Origin of the sequence: Enterobacter cloacae complex sp. IR5428 (assembly GCF_049238585.1) — a bacterium.
Lineage (GTDB): Bacteria > Pseudomonadota > Gammaproteobacteria > Enterobacterales > Enterobacteriaceae > Enterobacter > Enterobacter intestinihominis.
Window position 1 is genome coordinate 217,505 of the sequence record NZ_JBMKHV010000004.1, and the last position, 21,600, is coordinate 239,104.

22 protein-coding genes and 6 tRNA genes are annotated in these 21,600 nt (G+C 54.6%); 13 read left to right on the forward strand and 15 right to left on the reverse strand.

Annotated elements, in window-relative coordinates:
• Positions 1–86: 86 nt before the first annotated feature.
• Positions 87–162: transfer RNA gene (locus tag ACOTXC_RS07530), tRNA-Ala, on the reverse strand.
• Positions 163–203: 41 nt separating this feature from the next.
• A tRNA-Ala gene (locus tag ACOTXC_RS07535) sits at positions 204–279 on the reverse strand.
• A gap of 217 nt (positions 280–496) precedes the next feature.
• On the opposite strand from ACOTXC_RS07535, the gene ACOTXC_RS07540 reads away from it, so the two are divergent.
• Both ACOTXC_RS07540 and ACOTXC_RS07545 read left to right on the forward strand, forming a co-directional pair.
• Positions 497–859, forward strand: coding sequence for a YfeC-like transcriptional regulator (locus ACOTXC_RS07540; RefSeq protein ID WP_022648936.1), 363 nt, complete (start codon positions 497–499; stop codon positions 857–859).
• Position 860: 1 nt separating this feature from the next.
• The gene (locus tag ACOTXC_RS07545; protein ID WP_032622330.1) at positions 861–1,247 is read left to right on the forward strand and encodes a YfeC-like transcriptional regulator; all 387 of its coding nucleotides are present in this window, start codon (positions 861–863) and stop codon (positions 1,245–1,247) included.
• Between the two features lie 51 nt (positions 1,248–1,298).
• Here the strand turns inward: ACOTXC_RS07545 and gltX are convergent, their stop codons facing one another.
• On the reverse strand, positions 1,299–2,714 hold the full coding sequence (gene gltX / locus ACOTXC_RS07550) for a glutamate--tRNA ligase (protein WP_022648938.1): 1,416 nt from the start codon (positions 2,712–2,714) through the stop codon (positions 1,299–1,301).
• 258 nt (positions 2,715–2,972) lie between these two features.
• On the opposite strand from gltX, the gene ACOTXC_RS07555 reads away from it, so the two are divergent.
• The 5 genes from ACOTXC_RS07555 to ACOTXC_RS07575 all read left to right on the forward strand — a co-directional run bounded on the left by ACOTXC_RS07555 (position 2,973) and on the right by ACOTXC_RS07575 (position 3,829).
• Positions 2,973–3,048, forward strand: a tRNA-Val gene (locus tag ACOTXC_RS07555).
• Between the two features lie 41 nt (positions 3,049–3,089).
• A tRNA-Val gene (locus ACOTXC_RS07560) sits at positions 3,090–3,165 on the forward strand.
• A 29-nt stretch (positions 3,166–3,194) separates the two neighbouring features.
• Positions 3,195–3,270 (forward strand) — tRNA-Val (locus ACOTXC_RS07565).
• A 4-nt stretch (positions 3,271–3,274) separates the two neighbouring features.
• Positions 3,275–3,350: transfer RNA gene (locus tag ACOTXC_RS07570), tRNA-Lys, on the forward strand.
• Between the two features lie 137 nt (positions 3,351–3,487).
• The gene (locus ACOTXC_RS07575) at positions 3,488–3,829 is read left to right on the forward strand and encodes a FlxA-like family protein (protein WP_022648939.1); all 342 of its coding nucleotides are present in this window, start codon (positions 3,488–3,490) and stop codon (positions 3,827–3,829) included.
• Here ACOTXC_RS07575 and ACOTXC_RS07580 read toward each other — a convergent pair.
• Positions 3,820–4,761, reverse strand: a complete 942-nt coding sequence (locus tag ACOTXC_RS07580; protein ID WP_032676151.1) for a LysR family transcriptional regulator — start codon at positions 4,759–4,761, stop codon at positions 3,820–3,822. The genes ACOTXC_RS07575 and ACOTXC_RS07580 overlap by 10 nt on opposite strands.
• Before the next feature lie 89 nt (positions 4,762–4,850).
• Between ACOTXC_RS07580 and ACOTXC_RS07585 the strand changes: the two genes are divergently transcribed.
• Positions 4,851–5,846, forward strand: a complete 996-nt coding sequence (locus tag ACOTXC_RS07585; RefSeq protein WP_421767537.1) for a bile acid:sodium symporter family protein — start codon at positions 4,851–4,853, stop codon at positions 5,844–5,846.
• On the opposite strand, the gene ACOTXC_RS07590 is transcribed toward ACOTXC_RS07585, so the two are convergent.
• The 3 genes from ACOTXC_RS07590 to zipA form a co-directional block, all read right to left on the reverse strand.
• Positions 5,843–6,058, reverse strand: coding sequence for a DUF3820 family protein (locus tag ACOTXC_RS07590; RefSeq protein WP_003861328.1), 216 nt, complete (start codon positions 6,056–6,058; stop codon positions 5,843–5,845). The two genes, ACOTXC_RS07585 and ACOTXC_RS07590, sit on opposite strands and share 4 nt — an antisense overlap.
• A gap of 1 nt (position 6,059) precedes the next feature.
• Positions 6,060–8,075, reverse strand: a complete 2,016-nt coding sequence (ligA, locus tag ACOTXC_RS07595; protein ID WP_032623825.1) for an NAD-dependent DNA ligase LigA — start codon at positions 8,073–8,075, stop codon at positions 6,060–6,062.
• A gap of 68 nt (positions 8,076–8,143) precedes the next feature.
• A complete protein-coding gene (gene zipA / locus ACOTXC_RS07600; protein ID WP_023300661.1) occupies positions 8,144–9,157 on the reverse strand; it encodes a cell division protein ZipA in 1,014 nt (337 codons plus the stop codon).
• A 229-nt stretch (positions 9,158–9,386) separates the two neighbouring features.
• Between zipA and cysZ the strand changes: the two genes are divergently transcribed.
• From cysZ to crr, 5 genes are all read left to right on the forward strand, one after another.
• Complete coding sequence (gene cysZ / locus ACOTXC_RS07605) at positions 9,387–10,148, forward strand: sulfate transporter CysZ (protein WP_022648944.1); 762 nt, start codon at positions 9,387–9,389, stop codon at positions 10,146–10,148.
• Positions 10,149–10,311: 163 nt separating this feature from the next.
• The gene (gene cysK, locus ACOTXC_RS07610) at positions 10,312–11,283 is read left to right on the forward strand and encodes a cysteine synthase A (RefSeq protein WP_006811453.1); all 972 of its coding nucleotides are present in this window, start codon (positions 10,312–10,314) and stop codon (positions 11,281–11,283) included.
• 317 nt (positions 11,284–11,600) lie between these two features.
• Positions 11,601–11,858 (forward strand): phosphocarrier protein Hpr, encoded by a 258-nt coding sequence (gene ptsH, locus ACOTXC_RS07615; RefSeq protein WP_000487600.1) that lies wholly within the window; start codon positions 11,601–11,603, stop codon positions 11,856–11,858.
• A gap of 45 nt (positions 11,859–11,903) precedes the next feature.
• On the forward strand, positions 11,904–13,631 hold the full coding sequence (gene ptsI, locus ACOTXC_RS07620; protein WP_022648945.1) for a phosphoenolpyruvate-protein phosphotransferase PtsI: 1,728 nt from the start codon (positions 11,904–11,906) through the stop codon (positions 13,629–13,631).
• A 43-nt stretch (positions 13,632–13,674) separates the two neighbouring features.
• On the forward strand, positions 13,675–14,178 hold the full coding sequence (gene crr / locus ACOTXC_RS07625) for a PTS glucose transporter subunit IIA (protein WP_022648946.1): 504 nt from the start codon (positions 13,675–13,677) through the stop codon (positions 14,176–14,178).
• A gap of 44 nt (positions 14,179–14,222) precedes the next feature.
• On the opposite strand, the gene pdxK is transcribed toward crr, so the two are convergent.
• The 8 genes from pdxK to ACOTXC_RS07665 form a co-directional block, all read right to left on the reverse strand.
• Positions 14,223–15,059: a pyridoxine/pyridoxal/pyridoxamine kinase gene (pdxK, locus tag ACOTXC_RS07630; protein WP_022648947.1), complete on the reverse strand. Its 837-nt coding sequence runs from the start codon at positions 15,057–15,059 to the stop codon at positions 14,223–14,225.
• Positions 15,060–15,064: 5 nt separating this feature from the next.
• Positions 15,065–15,976, reverse strand: a complete 912-nt coding sequence (gene cysM, locus ACOTXC_RS07635) for a cysteine synthase CysM (protein ID WP_022648948.1) — start codon at positions 15,974–15,976, stop codon at positions 15,065–15,067.
• Positions 15,977–16,043: 67 nt separating this feature from the next.
• A complete protein-coding gene (gene cysA / locus ACOTXC_RS07640) occupies positions 16,044–17,138 on the reverse strand; it encodes a sulfate/thiosulfate ABC transporter ATP-binding protein CysA (protein WP_022648949.1) in 1,095 nt (364 codons plus the stop codon).
• The gene (gene cysW / locus ACOTXC_RS07645) at positions 17,128–18,003 is read right to left on the reverse strand and encodes a sulfate/thiosulfate ABC transporter permease CysW (protein ID WP_003861305.1); all 876 of its coding nucleotides are present in this window, start codon (positions 18,001–18,003) and stop codon (positions 17,128–17,130) included. Before cysW ends, cysA begins: the two co-directional genes overlap by 11 nt.
• Positions 18,003–18,836: a sulfate/thiosulfate ABC transporter permease CysT gene (gene cysT / locus ACOTXC_RS07650; RefSeq protein WP_022648951.1), complete on the reverse strand. Its 834-nt coding sequence runs from the start codon at positions 18,834–18,836 to the stop codon at positions 18,003–18,005. Before cysT ends, cysW begins: the two co-directional genes overlap by 1 nt.
• The gene (locus ACOTXC_RS07655) at positions 18,836–19,849 is read right to left on the reverse strand and encodes a sulfate ABC transporter substrate-binding protein (RefSeq protein ID WP_421767538.1); all 1,014 of its coding nucleotides are present in this window, start codon (positions 19,847–19,849) and stop codon (positions 18,836–18,838) included. Before ACOTXC_RS07655 ends, cysT begins: the two co-directional genes overlap by 1 nt.
• A gap of 176 nt (positions 19,850–20,025) precedes the next feature.
• Positions 20,026–20,925: a Dyp-type peroxidase gene (locus tag ACOTXC_RS07660; RefSeq protein WP_022648953.1), complete on the reverse strand. Its 900-nt coding sequence runs from the start codon at positions 20,923–20,925 to the stop codon at positions 20,026–20,028.
• Positions 20,926–21,017: 92 nt separating this feature from the next.
• Positions 21,018–21,593 carry an RpoE-regulated lipoprotein gene (locus ACOTXC_RS07665; RefSeq protein WP_022648954.1) on the reverse strand — a complete coding sequence of 192 codons (576 nt, stop codon included), beginning with the start codon at positions 21,591–21,593 and terminating at the stop codon, positions 21,018–21,020.
• Positions 21,594–21,600: the final 7 nt, after the last annotated feature.

Sequence of the window (21,600 nt, forward strand, 5' to 3'; positions counted from 1 at the left end):
AGAAAATGACGTTAATTGCAACAAAAACAGTCTAAATATTTTACAAGATATAAAAAACCCCCGTCTGACGACGAGGGTTTAAATTTTGGTGGAGCTAAGCGGGATCGAACCGCTGACCTCTTGCATGCCATGCAAGCGCTCTCCCAGCTGAGCTATAGCCCCATATGTTACTTTACCTACCGTACTCTGTTGGGTTCAGAGTTTGGTGGAGCTAAGCGGGATCGAACCGCTGACCTCCTGCATGCCATGCAGGCGCTCTCCCAGCTGAGCTATAGCCCCATCGTAAAGCTGTCATGTTGACGGGCGGCATAATATGAATTCCGCCGCACAGTGTCAACGGCAAATTCAACCTCAGCCTTTCAACCGCCGAAAAATCATGCAAATGAATCACTTTGCGAGTCTGCTCGCAGCCAGGAGTTAAGCTTGTCACGTTTTCACGTAAAACGGTGCTATAAAATGAACCACTAATTAACCCCACAGATATTCAGGAAATTGTATGATCAAGGAACGAATGACGCCAGAAGAGTTAGCCCTGCTGACTGGCTATAGCCGACAGACCATCAATAAATGGGTACGCAAAGAGGGTTGGATTACATCGCCAAAACCAGGCGTTCAGGGCGGCAAGGCGCGTCTGGTACACGTCAATGAAAAAGTGCGCGACTTTATTCGCAGCGCACGCAGGGTAACAGAGTCGCCGGAAATGCCAGAAAAGGCGTACCACGAAGGCTCGCTTCACGCCCTGCTCCTGACGCTGGCGAATGAAATGACGCCGGATGAGCAAAAGCAGATGACATCTCTGTTACTGCGGGAAGGGATTACCGGATTGTTACAACGCTTAGGGATTCGCGACCAACGCTAATATGAAAAGATTACGCAGCAAAATGACCACGGAAGAGCTGGCGGACAGTCTGGGCGTCGCCCGACAAACCGTTAATCGCTGGATACGACAGAAAGGATGGAAAACGGAGGGTATCAACGGTGTAAAAGGCGGAAGAGCGAGGGTGATATGTATTGATGCGCACGTTAAGGAGCACATCATTAGCCTTCCCGCCATTCGTAACAGTCGGGCTGTTTACCATGTGGCAGAAAGCCCTTCACTCTATGGCGTGGCGACCTCATCCAGCCTGCTTCCACAAATTATCGACTCGCTGGAAAACATGACAACTGTCGAACAGGAACGTTTGCACAAGCTGCTCGCTCGCGAAGGTTTGCAGGGTTTTCTCACGCGTCTTGGTATTGCTGAATAACAGACATAAAAAACGGCAGGTTACCCTGCCGTTATTTGTATTTCACGAGCATTACTGCTGGCTTTCGCGCTCAGCAATAAAGCCCAGCGCCTTGTTGATACGCGCAACGCTACGTGATTTGCCAATGGCATGAACGGTCACGTCCAGCGCCGGAGACTGGCCTGCCCCCGTCACCGCAACGCGCAGCGGCATACCGACTTTACCCATGCCAATTTCCAACTCATCAGCGGTTGCCTGAATCGCGTGGTGAACATTTTCTGCAGTCCATTCGGTAATGGCTTCGAGTTTATCTCGCACCACTTCCAGCGGCTGACGCGCAACCGGACGCAGGTGTTTCTTGGCCGCGTCGGCGTCGAACGCGTCAAACTCTTCATAGAAGTAACGGCAGCTCTCGGCGATCTCTTTCAGCGTTTTGCAACGCTCGCCAAGCAGCTTCACCAGATCCGCCAGTTCAGGGCCCGTACGGGTATCGATGTTTGCCTGCTCAATGTGCCATTGCAGATAAGTCGCCACATACTCTGGCTGCATGGTATTGATGTAGTGATGGTTCAGCCACAGCAGTTTGTCAGTGTTGAACGCGCTGGCTGATTTGCTTACCGAGTTCAGAGAGAAAAGCTCGATCATCTCTTCGCGGCTGAAGATCTCCTGGTCACCATGAGCCCAGCCCAGACGCACCAGATAGTTCAGTAGCGCTTCCGGCAGATAGCCGTCATCACGGTACTGCATCACGCTCACCGCGCCATGACGTTTGGACAGCTTTTTACCGTCGTCACCGTTGATCATCGATACGTGCGCATACACCGGTACAGGCGCGTTCAGCGCTTTCAGAATGTTGATCTGACGCGGGGTGTTATTGATATGGTCTTCACCACGGATCACGTGAGTGATTTCCATATCCCAGTCGTCCACAACCACGCAGAAGTTATAGGTTGGCGAGCCGTCAGTACGACGAATGATGAGGTCATCCAGCTCCTGGTTGCTGAATTCGATCGGGCCACGGATCTGGTCATCAAAGATAACAGAGCCATCCTGCGGGTTAGCAAAACGCACTACGCAAGGCTCATCAGCAGCATGCTCGCTGTGGTCATGACGGCAACGACCGTCATAACGCGGTTTTTCGCCTTTTGCCATTTGCTCTTCGCGCAGCGCATCCAGACGCTCCCTTGAGCAGTAACACTTATAGGCCGTGCCTGCGACCAGCATCTCGTCAATTACGGCGTTATAGCGGTCAAAACGTTTGGTCTGGAAGTATGGGCCTTCGTCCCACTCCAGATTCAGCCAGTTCATCCCATCCATAATGGCTTCAATTGCTTCCGGCGTTGAGCGCTCCAGGTCGGTGTCTTCAATACGCAGCACAAACTCACCTTTGTTGTGGCGTGCGAAAAGCCAGGAGTAGAGAGCAGTACGTGCACCACCGACATGCAGATAGCCTGTCGGGCTCGGCGCGAAGCGAGTTTTGATTTTCATGAAATGGCCTTACGTTATAAAGATGCCGGTAATCGGCAAATCCTGGGAAGAAAACAATGGGCAATATTCTATCACTGTGGGCCGATTCCTCAATGTCGATCACTTTATCCGGTTCGAGATTGCTGTTTTTGTTTAGAAATCATGCACCACAGTCCGTTTTGCGATCGTTTTGACTAATTTTACGACGAACGAATAAAAACTTTAGAAAATGCGTTGACTCATTTTCAACTCTCCCTATAATGCGACTCCACACAGCGGGGGTGATTAGCTCAGTTGGTAGAGCATCTCCTTTACACGGAGGGGGTCGGCGGTTCGAGCCCGTCATCACCCACCATCTACTTCGGTAGACTCGCAGTGTAGATAAGAATTGAGATTGGGCGATTAGCTCAGTTGGTAGAGCATCTCCTTTACACGGAGGGGGTCGGCGGTTCGAGCCCGTCATCGCCCACCATTCTCACCTTATCGTAGCAGTTCCGAAATGGGCGATTAGCTCAGTTGGTAGAGCATCTCCTTTACACGGAGGGGGTCGGCGGTTCGAGCCCGTCATCGCCCACCATTTCGGGTCGTTAGCTCAGTTGGTAGAGCAGTTGACTTTTAATCAATTGGTCGCAGGTTCGAATCCTGCACGACCCACCAATGTAAAAAAGCGCCCTAAAGGCGCTTTTTTGCTATCTGCGATATAGCACATCCCCATTGCAGCCAAACCGCTTGTTTTACTCAAGCTCACGCCTTCTTTGCCGATACCTCTATTTTATGGCGAAAAGGATCTCAATATGACAACTCTTAAGCCCGTTTCTCTGTCGGCGATGGAAATCGGCAGCGTAGATAACAGCTCCGGCGGAAACGACATTGCTTCCCAGATCACCCGTCTGACCAAACAGATAACGAAAGTCACTCAGCAACTCAAAGAAGTCGCCATGGGTGATGCCACAGCGGAAGAAAAGCAAAAGCAGCAAGAATTGCTCGAATCTCAGCTGGCTATGTTGCAGGCACAGCTGGCGCAATTGCAGCGTCAGCAGGCAGAAGAGGCGATGCCAAAACAGGAAAGCGGTCAGGCCGTGGCGGAAGGCGTCAATAAACCCTCCGCAGAACATCAGATTGATATCTATATCTGATCATTGGTTTCGTTAAAAAGTGGATCGCGCGTGCGGGCCTCCATCAGACGCCTGGCCTGCATACGCACCACATCCCAGCAGGCATGAGCCGCTCCGGAAAGAGACCTGTTTTTACGGCGTACCAGCATCAGCTGGCGTTCAATGCAGGGCAGGAAACGCTTCACCGTTAAACGACTTCCTTGCGGCAGTGGCAGCGCCAGCGCAGGCAGAACGCTGATCCCAATCCCCGCTTCGACCATGGGGAAGAGCGTGGCAGGATGCCCAATCTCCTGCACAATGGTTGCCTTTACGCCCTGTGCGGCCAGTGCGGCATCTATCAGCGGGCGGCTACCTGATGCATAATCCTGTAACACCAGGTTTGCCCCCTGTAAGGCTTGCCAGGCCACCTGCGACAGCGATGCCAGAGGATCATCATCGCGGCAGAGCAATAAAAAGGGTTCCGAGAGTACCACTTCACATTCCAGGTCGCTTACCGCTCCGGGATCGATAACAATCCCGAAATCCACATCCCCCTGACGAATACTCTCCAGTACCCACTGCTGCGGCCTGTCGTGCAAAACAAAATCGATATCCGGATAGCGGTGATTACTTTCAGCGATGCACTGGGGAATAAGATGCGCCGAAATCGTCTGGCTCGCCGCCACTCTCACGGTACCGGAAAGCTGTTGTCCAAGCCGTCCGACGTCTCTCAGCGTACTGTTCAGTTCATCCAGCAGCCTTTCCAGACGCGTTGCCAGCTGATGTCCCGCTTCGGTGAGCACCACTTCGCGCGTCGTGCGGTCGAGCAGTTTCACGCCGGTTTGAGTTTCCAGCTCTTTCACGCTATGGCTCACCGCCGACTGGCTGAGGCCAATCATCTCCCCTGCCCGACTGAAGCTGTGGGCCTGCGCGACGGTGACGAAAACACGAAGCTGACGTAGTGAATAATTCATCTGTTTAATTCATGAATGGATGCAATAAATCAATTTTATTTCTCAAAGGGAAGAAAGCACAATAGCGGCATCTGTTTTCAGGAGTGATTATGAAACTTTTTCGTATCCTTGATCCGTTTACGCTGACCCTGATTGGTGTCGTCTTGCTGGCCTCGTTCTTCCCGGCACGGGGCGGTTTCGTTCCGGTCATTGAAGGGCTGACCACGGCAGCCATTGCCCTGTTGTTCTTTATGCATGGCGCCAAACTCTCCCGGGAAGCCATTATTGCAGGCGGTAGCCACTGGCGACTGCACCTCTGGGTAATGTGCAGCACCTTTATCCTCTTCCCTGTTCTGGGCGTGCTGTTTGCCTGGTGGGCGCCGGTGAATGTCGATCCGGAACTCTATACCGGTTTCCTTTATCTGTGCATTTTGCCGGCCACCGTGCAGTCTGCTATTGCCTTTACCTCGCTGGCGGGCGGCAACGTCGCGGCGGCGGTCTGTTCTGCTTCGGCTTCCAGCCTGCTCGGGATCTTTGTTTCACCGCTGCTGGTCGGTCTGCTGATGAACATGCATGGTGCAGAAGGTAATCTGGAGCAGGTGGGTAAAATTTGTCTGCAACTGCTACTGCCGTTTGTGCTCGGACACTTATCCCGCCCCTGGATTGGGGCGTTTGTGGCGAAACACAAAAAATGGATCGGGAAAACGGACCAAAGCTCCATTCTGCTGGTGGTTTACACGGCCTTCAGCGAAGCCGTGGTGAACGGCATCTGGCACAGGGTGGGTGCAGGATCGCTGCTGTTTATTGTGGTGGTAAGCATTGTTCTGCTGACCATTGTGATCGCGGTTAACGTCTTTGTGGCCCGCAAATGCGGCTTCAATAAGGCCGATGAAATCACCATCGTATTCTGTGGATCGAAAAAGAGCCTGGCCAACGGGATCCCGATGGCCAATATTCTGTTCCCGACGTCGGTCATTGGGATGATGGTACTGCCGCTGATGATTTTCCATCAGATCCAGCTGATGGTGTGTGCGGTACTGGCGCGGCGTTACAAGGCACAGACTGAAAAGCTGGCGCAGGAAGAGACCCGCGCCGCGAAAGTTTAAGGACGTTTCAGGGGCTGCACCAGCTGGGTCAGCCCCTCTGTTTTGATCAGTAATGTGATAGCCATCAGCTCGCCAAGACGCCCGGCAGGAAACTCATCCTTACGGGCAAACCACAGCAGATATTCTTCCGGTAAATCAATCAGCCTGCGGCCCTTATATTTACCGAACGGCATCTCCGTATTGGCGATCTCAACGAGCTGCTCTTTTTCCACATCACTCTCCTAAAAGGCGCATCATTTCCGCTTCATCGATCACCTCGATGCCGAGCTCCTGCGCTTTTGCCAGCTTCGAACCGGCCGCTTCCCCGGCGATCACCAGGTCGGTTTTCTTTGACACGCTTCCCGCCACTTTTGCCCCAAGCGCCACCAGGCGCGCTTTCGCGTCATCACGCGAGAGCTGGCTCAGACTGCCGGTCAGCACCACCGTTTTACCTGCAAACGGGCTGTCGATCTCTTCTGCATTAACCACTACCGGTGCGGGCCAGTGAATGCCCTGTTCCAGTAATTTACCGATCACTTCACGGTTGCTCTCTTCGGCGAAGAAGTTGAAGACGTGGGTAGCGACCACTATACCAACGTCAGGGACTTTCTGTAGTTCGTCGATGGTGGCTTTCTCAAGAGCCTCCAGCGTGCCGAAATACGCCGCCAGCCCTGCCGCCGTCGCCTCTCCGACTTCACGAATGCCGAGCGCGTAAAGGAAACGGGCAAAGGTAGTATTTTTGGCCGCCTCGAGCGCATTGACCACGTTCTGGGCAGATTTCGGCCCCATACGATCAAGACCGGTCAGCTTACCTGCCGTCAGGGTAAAGAGGTCCGCTGGCGTATGCACATACTCTTTCTCAACTAACTGGTCGATGATCTTGTCACCCATTCCGTCGACGTCCATCGCCCGGCGGGAGACAAAGTGCTTCAGGGACTCTTTACGCTGCGCGCCGCAGATTAACCCGCCCGTACAGCGCGTTACCGCTTCACCTTCCACGCGCTCAACGTCCGAACCACATACCGGACAATGGGCAGGAAACTCGATGGCACGGGTATCGGCAGGACGTTCTGATTCCACTACGTTAACCACCTGCGGGATCACATCGCCCGCGCGGCGAATCACCACTTTGTCACCAATTCGCAGCCCCAGACGGGCAATTTCATCGGCGTTATGCAGCGTAGCGTTACTGACCAGCACGCCAGCCACCTGCACAGGCTCCAGACGCGCCACAGGCGTAATCGCCCCCGTACGTCCTACCTGAAATTCCACGTCGCGAACGAAGGTCATCTGCTCCTGCGCCGGGAACTTAAAGGCCACTGCCCAGCGTGGCGCCCGGGCAACAAAACCCAACTGTTCCTGCAATGCCAGGGAGTTAACCTTGATCACTACGCCATCAATATCAAACCCAAGCGTGGGACGATCTTCTTCAACCTTGTGATAGAACGCCAGCACCGCCTCTGGAGAGTCGCAAAGCTGCACGCGGTTGCTTACCGGCAAACCCCACTCTTTGAACTGCATTAAACGACCCAGGTGGGTATCCGGCAGGTCACCGCCTTCCAGGATCCCGACGCCGTAGCAGAAGAAAGTAAGCGGTCGCTTCGCGGTGATACGCGGATCGAGCTGGCGCAGCGAACCTGCCGCCGCGTTACGCGGGTTTGCAAACACTTTACCCCCGGTACGACGCGCTTCTTCATTGATCTTCTCAAACCCCGCCTGCGGAAGGAAAACTTCCCCGCGCACTTCCAGCCGCGCAGGAATGTTATCGCCACGCAGCTTCAGCGGGATCGCACGAATGGTGCGCACATTGGTGGTGATGTCTTCCCCGGTGGTGCCGTCGCCGCGCGTTGCGGCACGTACCATCACGCCGTTCTCATAAAGAATGCTGACGGCCAGACCATCCAGTTTTAGCTCGCAGCACCAGCTCAGATTGTCGACGCTCTTCAGGCGATCCTGCACGCGCTTGTTGAAAGCCAGAAAACTCTCTTCATCAAACACGTTATCCAGCGACAGCATCGGCACTTCGTGGCGCACCTGGCTGAAAGCACCCAGCGGTTCCGCGCCAACGCGCTGCGTTGGGGAATCGGGCGTAATCAGTTCGGGGTGCTGCGCTTCCAGCTCGCGCAGTTCACGCATCAGGCGATCATATTCCGCATCCGGCACTTCCGGTGCGTCCATAACATGATAGAGATATTCATGATGGCGAAGCGTGGTTCGCAGTTCAGTAAGTTGTTGTTCGATTGAGTCCATATCGCACCATCAATGAGAAAAACCCCCGACAGGCGGGGGTTGAGGAGGAGTTGAAGTAAACGCGACGATTACGCGTTAGCTTCCTTAACTTCGCGGATGCGGTCCTGATATTCGCGCAGTTTCTGCGGCGTCATCATACGACGCTGATCGTCGAGCACCACACCGCCCACTTCGTCGGCGATGTGCTGAGCGGACTGTAGCATCAGCTTAAAGTTTTGCAGCTCGTCACCGTAGGACGGCACCTGCATAAAGATCGTAACCCCAGGCGTGACGAAATCACCGGTCATTTCCGGGTCAAACGTGCCTGGATTGACCATATTGGCCAGGCTGAACAGCGCCGGACCGCTGCCGTCAGGACTCAGGTGGCGATGGAAAATATTCATGTCGCCGAACTTGAAGCCTGCCTGTTGGATGCTGTTGAGCAGCACGTCACCGTTCAGATGGGTGCCATGATGAGCAGCCACATTCATGATGATTACCGCTTCTTTACGCTGCGGCTTTTCAACAACCGGTTCTGGCTCAACAACAGGCTCTGGCTCAACGCGCGGAGCGGGCTGTGGCGCAGGCGGTGCAGATTCAGGCTGCGGTTGTTCTACCGGCTGCGGCTGTTGCACTGGCTGTGGCTGATGCACTGGCTGTGGCTGATGCACTGGCTGTGCAGGCTGTTGCACAGGTTGCTGCTGTACAGGCTGTGGCGCAACGGGCTGCTGTTGCACAGGCTGCTGCGACGGATGACGAACAGGTTCTTCCACTGGCGGCGGCGCTGGCTGGCGCGGCTGGGCAGAGGCATACGGTGGTTGATACTGGTGCTGCGGAGCGCGGGGAGCTTCATGCTCTCCATGCGCTGCGCCGGGCGCAGTATTGACCCGATGAACACGAACTTCACCCACGCCGTCGTCGTCAAGACCGTCGATGTCGTCTTCAACGTCATCGTCTTCGCGACTGGACTTCATGCGCTTCAGTGGACGATCGCGAAACATAGAGGAACGCTCTTTACGGCTGGTCCAGAAACCATGTACCAGTAAAGCGATTATGGCGATCGCGCCAACAATGATTAATATCAGACGCAAATCCTGCATCATTATATTCTCTGTTGTTCTAACACCTTGCCACCACGGCAAACATTTACTCACTAAGAGTATTTGCCGTTTACGTCAAGTGCAAGTGTATGCAGAGCATTCACAGCATAAAGATGAACTAAATCGTGCTTTTTGCTGGTTTTTCGAACATTTCCGAACTGGTCATTGGCCCGTAACTGGATAATATAGGCGGGCAATTCCACTGGTTGTGTAAAAAGGAGTACAGCCTGGTATGGTTTCAACATCTTCTTCTGCCCCACGTAGCGGGGTCTGGTACTTTTCTCAGGGCTGGAAACTGGTCTCCCTGCCGGGCATTCGACGCTTCGTTGTTTTGCCGTTACTGATCAACATTATTCTGATGGGGGGCGCGTTCTGGTGGCTGTTCACCAGACTGGAAAGCTGGATCCCTTCCCTGATGAGCTATGTGCCGGACTGGTTACAGTGGTTGGACTACCTGCTCTGGCCGATTGCGGTTATCTCCGTGCTGCTGGTTTTCGGCTATTTCTTTTCGACGATAGCTAACTGGATAGCCGCGCCGTTCAACGGTCTGCTGGCCGAACAGCTGGAAGCGCGCCTGACCGGTGCGGCGCCGCCTGACACGGGCGTACTGGGGATCGTGAAAGATGTCCCCCGCATCATGAAGCGCGAATGGCAGAAGTTTGCGTGGTACCTGCCGCGGGCGATTGTGCTGCTCATCCTTTATTTTGTACCCGGGATCGGCCAGACGGTCGCACCCGTGCTGTGGTTCCTGTTCAGCGCCTGGATGCTTGCTATCCAGTACTGTGATTATCCGTTCGATAACCACAAAGTGCCGTTTAAAGAGATGCGCACTGCCCTGCGCACTCAGAAGGTTGCCAATATGCAGTTTGGTGCCCTTACCAGCCTGTTCACCATGATCCCTTTCCTGAATCTGTTCATCATGCCCGTTGCCGTTTGCGGCGCGACGGCGATGTGGGTGGACTGCTACCGTGCTAAGCACGCGTTATGGAAGTAATGCAAAAATGTGTAAAAGAGGGATGGCTTATGCCGCCCCTTATTCCATACTGATCCCCATTATTTCCTTGCAGCATATAGATATGCGATTTCCTTACTTCCCCATACCTGTTCAACAGGTATGCTGGGTCGGTATCCCAATTTCATACAGTTAAGGACAGGCCATGAGTAAGATTTATGAAGACAACTCGCTGACTATCGGTCATACGCCCCTGGTTCGACTGAACCGTATCGGTAATGGACGCATTCTGGCGAAGGTCGAATCTCGTAACCCAAGCTTCAGCGTTAAATGCCGTATCGGTGCGAATATGATTTGGGATGCTGAAAAGCGTGGCGTGCTGAAACCTGGCGTTGAGCTGGTTGAACCCACCAGCGGCAATACCGGTATCGCCCTGGCCTATGTTGCGGCGGCGCGCGGCTATAAGCTGACGCTGACTATGCCTGAAACCATGAGTATTGAGCGCCGTAAGCTGCTGAAAGCGTTGGGTGCGAATCTGGTCCTCACGGAAGGCGCGAAAGGCATGAAGGGCGCGATTCAGAAGGCCGAAGAAATCGTCGCCAGCGATCCTGCAAAGTATCTGCTGCTCCAGCAGTTCAGCAACCCGGCCAACCCGGAAATTCATGAGAAAACCACCGGCCCGGAAATCTGGGAAGATACCGACGGTCAGGTTGATGTGTTTATCTCCGGCGTAGGCACCGGCGGTACGCTGACCGGGGTGTCTCGCTATATTAAAGGCACGAAAGGTAAAAAAGATCTGATTACCGTTGCCGTTGAGCCAACCGACTCGCCGGTTATCGCTCAGGCGCTGGCAGGCGAAGAGATCAAACCAGGTCCGCACAAAATCCAGGGTATCGGCGCTGGCTTTATTCCAGGCAACCTCGATCTGAAGCTGATCGATAAAGTGGTCGCCATCACCAATGAAGAAGCCATCTCCACGGCGCGTCGCCTGATGGACGAGGAAGGCATTCTGGCGGGTATCTCTTCCGGTGCGGCGGTTGCTGCAGCTCTCAAACTGCTGGAAGACGAAACCTTTACCAACAAGAATATTGTGGTTATCCTACCGTCTTCGGGTGAGCGTTACTTAAGCACAGCACTGTTTGCCGATCTGTTCACAGAGAAAGAACTGCAACAGTGATGCCAGCATGTTAAAAACGCGTAAAAAAGCACCTTTTCAGGTGCTTTTTTGTGGCCTGCTTCAAAGTTTTACCCCTCCTGGCATTGCTTCACCCCGTTGGGTCTGGTATTTAAACCAGCAATTATTTTGATGCGCGAAATTAATCGGTGAACGAAATAGCGCTGCTGAATCGATTTTATGATTTGGTTCAAGTCTTGCTTTCACTGCATAATGTTTAATGACGATTGAAACGTCAGCGCTAACTATACAGGCTAAAGTTAAGTCGCCAGGCTAGACTTTAGTTCCACAACACTAAACCTATAAGTTGGGGAAATACAATGTTCCAGCAAGAAGTTACCATTACCGCTCCGAACGGTCTGCACACCCGCCCTGCTGCTCAGTTTGTTAAAGAAGCGAAAGGCTTCACTTCTGAAATCACTGTGACTTCCAACGGCAAAAGCGCTAGCGCAAAAAGCCTGTTCAAGCTGCAAACTCTGGGTCTGACTCAGGGTACCGTTGTTACCATCTCCGCTGAAGGTGAAGACGAGCAGAAAGCAGTTGAGCATCTGGTTAAGCTGATGGCTGAACTCGAGTAAGTTTACCGGGTTCTTTTCAATATCAGTCACAAGTAAGGTAGGGTTATGATTTCAGGCATTTTAGCATCCCCGGGTATCGCTTTCGGCAAAGCATTGCTGCTGAAAGAAGACGAAATCGTCATTGACCGGAAAAAAATTTCTGCCGACAAGGTTGATCAGGAAGTTGAACGTTTTCTGAGCGGTCGTGCCAAGGCATCTGCGCAACTGGAAGCGATTAAAACTAAAGCTGGCGAAACTTTCGGTGAAGAAAAAGAAGCCATCTTCGAAGGGCACATTATGCTGCTCGAAGATGAGGAGCTGGAGCAGGAAATCATAGCCCTGATTAAAGATAAAGGCATGACGGCCGACGCGGCTGCGCATGAAGTTATCGAAGGTCAGGCAACTGCCCTGGAAGAGCTGGACGATGAATACCTGAAAGAGCGTGCGGCTGACGTACGTGACATCGGTAAGCGCCTGCTGCGCAACATCCTGGGTCTGGCCATCATCGATCTGAGCGCGATTCAGGACGAAGTCATCCTGGTTGCCGCTGACCTGACCCCGTCTGAAACCGCACAGCTGAACCTGAACAAGGTGCTGGGTTTCATTACTGATGCAGGTGGACGTACCTCCCACACCTCTATCATGGCGCGTTCTCTGGAGCTGCCAGCCATCGTGGGTACCGGTAGCGTCACCTCGCAGGTGAAAAACGACGACTATCTGATTCTGGATGCCGTAAACAATGTGGTTTACGTCAACCCAACTAACGATGTGATCGAGCAGCTGCGTTCCGTTCAGGAGCAGGTTGCTACCGAGAAAGCGGAACTCGCTAAACTGAAAGATCTGCCAGCCATCACGCTGGACGGCCATCAGGTTGAAGTGTGCGCTAACATCGGTACCGTACGTGACGTTGACGGCGCTGAGCGCAACGGTGCGGAAGGTGTAGGTCTGTATCGTACTGAATTCTTGTTCATGGACCGCGACGCCCTGCCAACGGAAGAAGAGCAGTTTGCAGCGTACAAAGCGGTTGCGGAAGCGTGCGGCTCGCAGGCCGTTATCGTCCGCACCATGGATATCGGTGGCGACAAAGAGCTGCCGTACATGAACTTCCCGAAAGAAGAGAACCCGTTCCTGGGCTGGCGTGCTGTGCGTATCGCCATGGATCGCAAAGAGATCCTGCGTGACCAGGTTCGCGCTATCCTGCGTGCATCCGCTTTCGGTAAGCTGCGCATCATGTTCCCGATGATCATCTCTGTTGAAGAAGTGCGTGCACTGAAGAAAGAGATTGAAATCTACAAGCAGGAACTGCGTGACGAAGGTAAAGCATTTGACGAGTCAATCGAGATCGGCGTGATGGTGGAAACACCGGCAGCCGCGACCATTGCACGTCATTTAGCCAAAGAAGTTGATTTCTTTAGTATCGGTACCAATGATTTAACGCAGTACACCCTGGCAGTTGACCGTGGTAATGATATGATTTCACATCTCTACCAGCCAATGTCGCCGTCTGTACTGAATTTGATCAAGCAAGTTATTGATGCTTCTCATGCAGAAGGTAAATGGACTGGCATGTGTGGTGAGCTTGCAGGCGACGAACGTGCTACACTTCTGTTGCTGGGTATGGGTCTGGACGAATTCTCTATGAGCGCCATTTCCATCCCGCGCATCAAGAAGATTATCCGTAACACGAACTTCGAAGATGCGAAGGTATTAGCAGAGCAGGCTCTTGCTCAACCGACAACGGACGAGTTAATGACGCTGGTTAACAAGTTCATTGAAGAAAAAACAATCTGCTAATCCACGAGATGCGGCCCAAATTACTGCTTAGGAGATAAGTCTAATGGGTTTATTTAGTAAACTGTTCGGTGACAAAAGCAATAGCGACTCCGGAACTATTGAGATTGTTGCTCCGCTCTCCGGCGAGATCGTCAATATCGAAGACGTGCCGGATGTAGTGTTTGCTGAGAAAATCGTTGGTGATGGCATTGCTATCAAACCAACTGGCAACAAAATGGTTGCTCCAGTTGACGGTACCATTGGTAAGATTTTTGAAACCAACCATGCGTTCTCTATCGAATCCGATAGCGGTATCGAACTGTTCGTTCACTTCGGTATCGACACCGTTGAACTGAAAGGCGAAGGCTTCAAACGTATCGCGGAAGAAGGCCAGCGTGTTAAAGTTGGCGACCCTGTAATTGAATTCGATCTGCCACTGCTGGAAGAAAAAGCGAAGTCTACCCTGACTCCGGTTGTTATCTCCAATATGGACGAAATCAAAGAGCTGATCAAACTGTCTGGCAGCGTTACCGTGGGTGAAACCCCGGTTATCCGCATCAAGAAGTAATTCTTGCCGCACGGTAAAATGGCGCCTTCGGGCGCCATTTTTGTTTATGCAGGCAGAATAAGCTCGTCGTAGCCTTTCGACTGCGTATAGATCATCACGTCAGTCACCCTGTCGCCCGCCATGCGAATGGCGTCGGCCACGGTTTTACCGCCGACGATACCGCTCACCAGCTCCGAACAGAACAGATCCCCCGTCCCTTTCAGGTCCGTCTCAACGCGCGGGTGTGCGCTTACGGTAACGCCCTCCTCGCTCACCAGCACGACGTGGATATTTTGCGGATCGTCAGCCACTGGCGCGCTGGTGATCGCCACCCATTTAAGCGTGTCAGACAGCAGTCCCTGCGCGGCGGCAATGGCGCTCTCCGGCGTACGGCACGGTTTGCCGCTCAGCACTTCCAGCTCAAACACGTTGGGCGTAATGCCCTGGGCCAGCGGGAGCAGGTGCTCACGGTAGGCTTCAGGAATATCCGGCTTCACGTACATCCCGCTGTCGATGTCTCCGATTACCGGGTCGACCAGCACCAGCAGATCGGGATGTTGCACTTTGATCGCCTTCAGCCACTGCGCCAGCAGCACGATCTGGCTGGCGCTGCCCATATAGCCGGTAGTGACTGCTTTAAGCTCGCGCAGGATCTCGCGCTCTTCCAGCGCCTTCAGGTAGCCGCTGAACCACTCGTCCGGGATCACCCCGCCGTAGAAGGTGTCGTAGTGTGGCGTATTGCTGAACAGCACCGTCGGCACGGCGGTAACGTTCAGTCGATGGGTGCGAATATTTGGCACCGCGATGCTGTTTCCCACACTGCCGTACACCACCTGCGACTGAACGGCGACAATATCGGTTTGCTGCGCCCGGGTGTTATCCCGGAATAAAATCATCTCCATGACGCTTAAATCCCCGCCCCCTGCGAATAACTCTCTTCACCAAAGACGCCGGTCGACAGGTAGCGATCGCCGCGATCGCAAATAATCGCTACCACTACTGCACCCGGGTTTGCCTTAGCCACCCGAATCGCCCCCGCTACCGCGCCACCCGAACTGACGCCGCAGAAGATGCCTTCACGCACGGCCAGCTCACGCATGGTATTTTCCGCCTCGCGCTGATGAATATCCAGCACCTGGTCCACAAGCTGCGCATTAAAGATGCCCGGCATATACTCCGCGGGCCAGCGGCGAATGCCCGGAATACTGCTTCCCTCTTCCGGCTGGAGGCCGACAATCGTCACCGGCTGCTCCTGCTCGCGCAGAAAACGTGACACACCGGTGATCGTGCCCGTGGTCCCCATGCTGGAGACAAAGTGGGTGATGCGCCCGCCGGTTTGCTGCCAGATTTCCGGGCCGGTGGTGGTGTAGTGCGCGTACGGGTTGTCCGGGTTATTAAACTGGTCGAGCAGCTTGCCTTCCCCGCGCTCCGCCATCGCTAACGCTAAATCTCGCGCCCCTTCCATCCCCTGCTCTTTGCTCACCAGAATCAGCTCGGCCCCGTAGGCACGCATGGCGGCACGGCGCTCCTGACTCATGTTATCCGGCATCAGCAGCTTCATACGATAGCCTTTCAGGGCGGCTATCATCGCCAGTGCGATACCGGTGTTACCGCTGGTGGCTTCGATCAGCACGTCGCCGGGCTTTATTTCGCCGCGCTTTTCGGCCTGAACAATCATCGACAGCGCCGCCCGGTCTTTCACCGACCCCGCCGGGTTATTGCCTTCAAGTTTGACCCAGATTTCGCTGCCGTTGTCACACCCCATGCGCTGAAGTTTGACCAGAGGGGTGTTGCCGATGGTGTGTTCGAGTGTATTCACGTTTTTTACTCAATAAAAAGCCCGGTAAGCATCACGCCACCGGGCGAAAAACATACTCAATAACCTATCAGGCTGACTCCGCCAGAGCAATATCCTCGCGCGTCTCGATGCGCTCGTTGCCGTGATAAATGCGCGCGTGTTGCAGCCCCACAAACAGGCGTTCCCCCCGGTGCGGCGGCTCGTCGTCACGCATAACCACGGTCAGCGGCTCGGTGTACCAGCCCAGGGGCTGTACCACTAATTGGGTGTAGTGACCTTTAGGGCTAGCTTCCAGCACCTGCACCGGAAGCGGTGAGTCCAGGCTGGTACGGCGGCTGACGTCCACTTCCCACGGGCGCAGGAACAGATCCACCGGCCCCTGGTGCGCGGAGGTATACCCCAGCGGCCAGCGGTGCGCGCCAACGTGGAACTGACCGCCGCGAATAGTACCCTGAAGGCGGTTTACTTCCCCCATAAACTCCAGCACAAAGCGGGTCGCCGGTTCACGCCAGAGTTGCTCTGGCTCGTCAACCTGCTCAATGTTGCCCTGACTCATCACCACCACGCGGTCGGCTACTTCCATCGCCTCTTCCTGATCGTGGGTCACGAAAACGCTGGTGAACTGGAGTTCCTCATGAAGCTGACGCAGCCAGCGGCGGAGCTCTTTACGCACCTGCGCATCCAGCGCGCCAAACGGTTCGTCCAGCAGCAGGATTTGCGGTTCCACGGCTAACGCACGCGCCAGCGCCACGCGCTGTTTCTGCCCGCCAGAAAGCTGTGCCGGGAAGCGGTCCGCCAGATGAGCCAGCTGCACCATCTCCAGCAGTTTGGTCACTTTCGCTTTGATGGCGGCCGCATTCGGACGCTCACGACGCGGCAGTACGGTCAGACCAAACGCGATGTTGTCGAATACCGTCATGTGGCGGAACAGGGCGTAGTGCTGGAATACAAAACCCACTTTACGGTCGCGGGCATGCAAACGGCTTACGTCCGTACCGTGGAAGCGGATATGTCCGCTGGTCTGGTGCTCAAGCCCGGCGATAATACGCAGCAGCGTGGTTTTACCGGAGCCAGACGGCCCCAGCAGCGCCACCATTTGTCCGGAAGGGATATCCAGCGAGATATCATTCAGCACCTGGGTGCGACCAAAAGACTTCTTAATATTGGCAATCTCAATGCTCATGATTTCCCTCCTGATGCTGACGTTTTTCCTGATTCTCTAAACGCCACTGCACCACACTCTTCAAAAACAGGGTCAAAATCGCCATCAGCGTCAGCAACGCTGCGGCAGTAAAGGAACCGACGGTGTTGTAGTCCTGTTCCAGTAATTCAATCTGTAACGGCAGCGACAGGGTTTCGCCGCGAATCGAGCCGGATACCACCGACACCGCACCAAACTCACCAATCGCACGGGCATTAGTCAGCACCACGCCGTAAAGCAGTGCCCAGCGGATATTCGGCAGCGTGACGCGGCGGAACATCTGCCAGCCGGAAGCGCCGAGCAGCACCGCGGCTTCATCTTCATGGCTGCCCTGGCTGAGCATCACCGGCACCAGCTCGCGTACCACGAACGGACAGGTGACAAAGACGGTCACCAGCACCATCCCCGGCCAGGCGAACATGATCTGCAGGTCGTGTTCATCCAGCCAGCCGCCCAGCGGGCCATTGGAACCGTAGAAGAGCAGATAAACCAGACCCGCCACCACCGGTGACACCGCAAACGGGATATCCAGCAGGGTCAGCAGCAGCTGACGCCCCGGGAAGTTAAAGCGCGTTACCAGCCAGGCCAGCAATACGCCAAACACCAGATTCACCGGGACGGTGATCAGGGCAATCATGACCGTCAGCCAGATGGCGTGGAGCATGTCCGGATCGGCCAGGTTTTGCAGCGCGGGCATAATCCCTTTACTGAAGGCCTGAACGAAGATGTACACCATCGGCACGACCAGAATAAATGCGGAGACCAGCACGCCGGTACCAATCAGAAACCATTTGCCCCAGTTGATGCGGGGCGCGTCATAGCGCTTCAATTGCGTAACTTCCGCCATCAGTGACCTACCACACGTCGACCAAAGCGACTTTGCAGAGTGTTAATCGAGAACAGCAATAGCAGCGACGCGGCAAGGATCACCGAGGCAATCGCACTCGCGGCCGGATAATCAAACTCCTGCAAACGGACAAAAATCATCAGCGAGGTTACTTCGGTTTTCCACGCGATGTTCCCGGCGATAAAAATGACCGCGCCAAACTCACCGAGGCTGCGGGTAAAGGAGAGCGCGATACCCGCCAGCAACGCCGGAGAGAGTTCCGGCAGCACGACCTTGCGAAAACTCTGCCAGCGCGTGGCGCCGAGCGTTTCTGCGGCCTCTTCGTATTCGGGTCCTAACTCTTCCAGCACCGGCTGCACGGTACGTACCACAAACGGGATGCTGGTAAAGGCCATGGCCACCGCGATACCGAGCCAGGTATAGGTCACTTTGATATCAAACTTAGCCAGCCACTCACCGTAAAAGCCGTTCACGGAAAACAGCGACGCCAGCGTCAAACCGGCAACCGCCGTCGGCAGGGCAAACGGCAGATCCATCAGCGCGTCGAGCAGGGTGCGGCCCGGGAAGCGATAGCGAGTTAAGATCCACGCCATCAGCAGGCCAAACACGCCGTTAAAAATCGAGGCCACGAACGCAGACAGCAGGGTGACCTTGTAGGCCGCCACCACCTGTGGGTTAGTAATCACTTCCCAGTACTGGGACCAGCTCATCTCAGCGAGCTGCATCACCAGCGCGCTGAGCGGTAATAACAAAATCAGACAGACGAACAGCAGGCTGGTCCCGAGGCTTAAGGTAAAGCCCGGCAGCACACGTCTGGAGGACACTGCAAACATTACTTACGCCCCGCTGCCAGCAGTTTGTCCAACTCACCGCCGCTGACAAAATGCGTTTTCATGACCTCAGGCCAGGCGCCAAAATGATCTTCCACGCGGAACAGCTCGGTCTGCGGGAGTTTGTCTTTCAGCTTGCTCATCACGTCCGGGTTGTTGACACGGTAGTAGTAGTCGGTGATAACGGTTTGCGCCTGCGGGCTGTACAGATAGTTCAGGTAGGCTTTCGCCGCCTTTTCTGTGCCGTTAGCCTTAACGTTTTTATCCACCCACGCCACCGGGAACTCGGCCAGAATGTTCGTTTTCGGGATAACCACTTCGAAGCCCTGCGCTTCGTACTGTTTACGAATATTGTTCACTTCGGATTCAAAGCTGATCAGTACGTCGCCCAGCCCGCGCTCGGCGAAGGTGGTGGTTGCGCCACGACCGCCGGTATCAAACACCTCGACGTTTTTCAGGAACTGGGTCATAAACTGTTCGGTTTTCGCTTTATCGTTACCGTCAGCTTTGTCCGCCGCGCCCCACGCCGCCAGATAGGTGTAACGTGCGTTGCCGGAGGTTTTCGGATTCGGGAAGATCAGCTTTACGTCTGAACGCACCAGGTCGTTCCAGTCGTGGATGTTCTTCGGGTTGCCCTTGCGCACCAGGAAGCCCATGGTGGAGTAAAATGGCGAACTGTTGTTCGGCAGGCGGCTTTGCCAGTTCGCCGGGATCAGTTTGCCTTTGTCGTGCAGGATCTGCACGTCCGTGACCTGGTTGTAGGTCACCACGTCCGCTTTCAGCCCCTGCAAAATGGCCAGCGCCTGCTTAGATGAGCCAGCGTGCGACTGCTTGATGGTCAGCTTGTCGCCGTTGTTCTCTTTCGCCCACTGCTGTTCAAATGCGGGATTAAGGGCGGCAAACAGCTCGCGCGAAACATCATAAGAACTGTTCAGCAACTCGGTTGCCTGCGCCTGCGCCACCAGCAGTAAACCTGCCAGTGCCAGCGATCCTTTTTTCAGTACAGTAACGGCCATTGCGCACCCTTATAAATGTGATGACTATCTTATAGTCATAATATTTATAACGGAGTCTAAAGGAGTAACGGTTTTATATACCGTTTGGTGATTTAGAAGCAGAAAAGGGAATAAGAGGTGCGGGAGAAATTGCCGGGTGGCGCTCACGCTTGCCCGGCCTACGAATGGAGAGCGATTTACAACGCCAGCAGGCGCTCAACGGACGGCGCAAAGTAGTAGCCGCCGGTCACCGGGCGGGTGAAGCGCAGCATGGCGTCACGCTTACCGTCGGTATCGCCAAACATGCTCAGCAGCTGCTGTTCGATGTTGTAGAGGCGTGCGCAGTAAGCGCAGAAGTACAGGCCGTGCGTACCGCTCGCGGTGCCGTACGGCAGGCTCTGGCGAACAATCTTCAGCCCCTTACCGTCTTCTTTAAGGTCAACGCGGGACAGGTGGGAAGTGACCGGACGCGCATCGCCGTCAATCTCTTCATTGGCATCTTTGGTACGGCCAATCATCATCTCCTGGTCATGCACGCTCATGCGGTTAAGCTGCCTGAGGTTATGCTCCCAGCGCTGGACGAACACATAGCTGCCGCCCGCGTCCACGCCATCCTTGATTACAGCCACCTCGCGACGCGTCTCTTCCCCGGCCGGGTTTTCGGTGCCGTCGACGAAGCCGCTCAAATCGCGCTCTTCCACCCAGCGGAAACCGTGGATCTCTTCCTGCACGTCGATACTGTCACCAAAGGCCTCAATCGCAGCCTGAGCGACAGAAAAGTTCACGTCGTGACGCAGGGAGAGGATATGGATCAGAACGTCATACTGGGTGGCGGGCGCAAGACCTTTGCCATAAGGAATAAAGTCTTTCAGCTCTTCTGCGCCTTCGCCGCCGCTCAGATGACGCCAGACGGTGCTGCCAAAGGCGACCACCGCGCCCAGATGGGCTTCGGGGAATTTGGCCTGGAAGGTGGCCAGTTTATCAACGAAAACTTTGCTGGCCGCGCGCAGGGCATCCACGTCCCCTTTGACGTTGGCTTCAATCCAAATCGCCGCCCGGCAATGTTCTGGCAAAATGCCACTCTGAACCTGAGACATCGCTCCTCCTGAAATAAAGATGCCACGACAGCGTGGCATTGATGGCGGCTATTATACCCGGATTTCAGCGAGGCGGCTTGCTCAGGCGCAAATTACTGCTGCCAGATAATTTTGCTCACTTTCCACTTTTTCAGGGTGTCGTCAGACGGCATTAACCCTTCCGGACCGTTCCAGGTGCCGCTGAACACATAGCTAATATGCTGGCTGCCGTCGGCCTTACACTCGACCGCCACGCTCTCCTCCGATGGCACACTGGCGCAGTGGCCAAACGCTTTCTGATAGAGTTCGCCAAACGGCGTTCCCACCTTCACGCCACCTGAGGTCGGGATCTCTTCATCCATCACCGCAATGCGGTTGACCGTACCTTTATCGCCGTTGATGACCATTGCCACCTTGTCATCTTTCAACGCTTCGAAATAGCGCACGATGTTGCCGTTCTCGGTTTTCATGCCGCTGCGCAGGCGATAATCACTGCCGATGGCATCCTGAATGGCATCCTGATCCAGCGCCGTCGAGGCGGTGATTTTGCCCACGCCCTGCTCGGTCACTTCCATTGAGGATCCAAACCAGTTCCACGGATAGGCCGCAGACCAGTTGATGGATGAGAGCGTGGAACAGCCGGTTAACGCCAGCGGGAGAGCGCATAAAAGTAAACGCAGCGATTTCATTGAGACG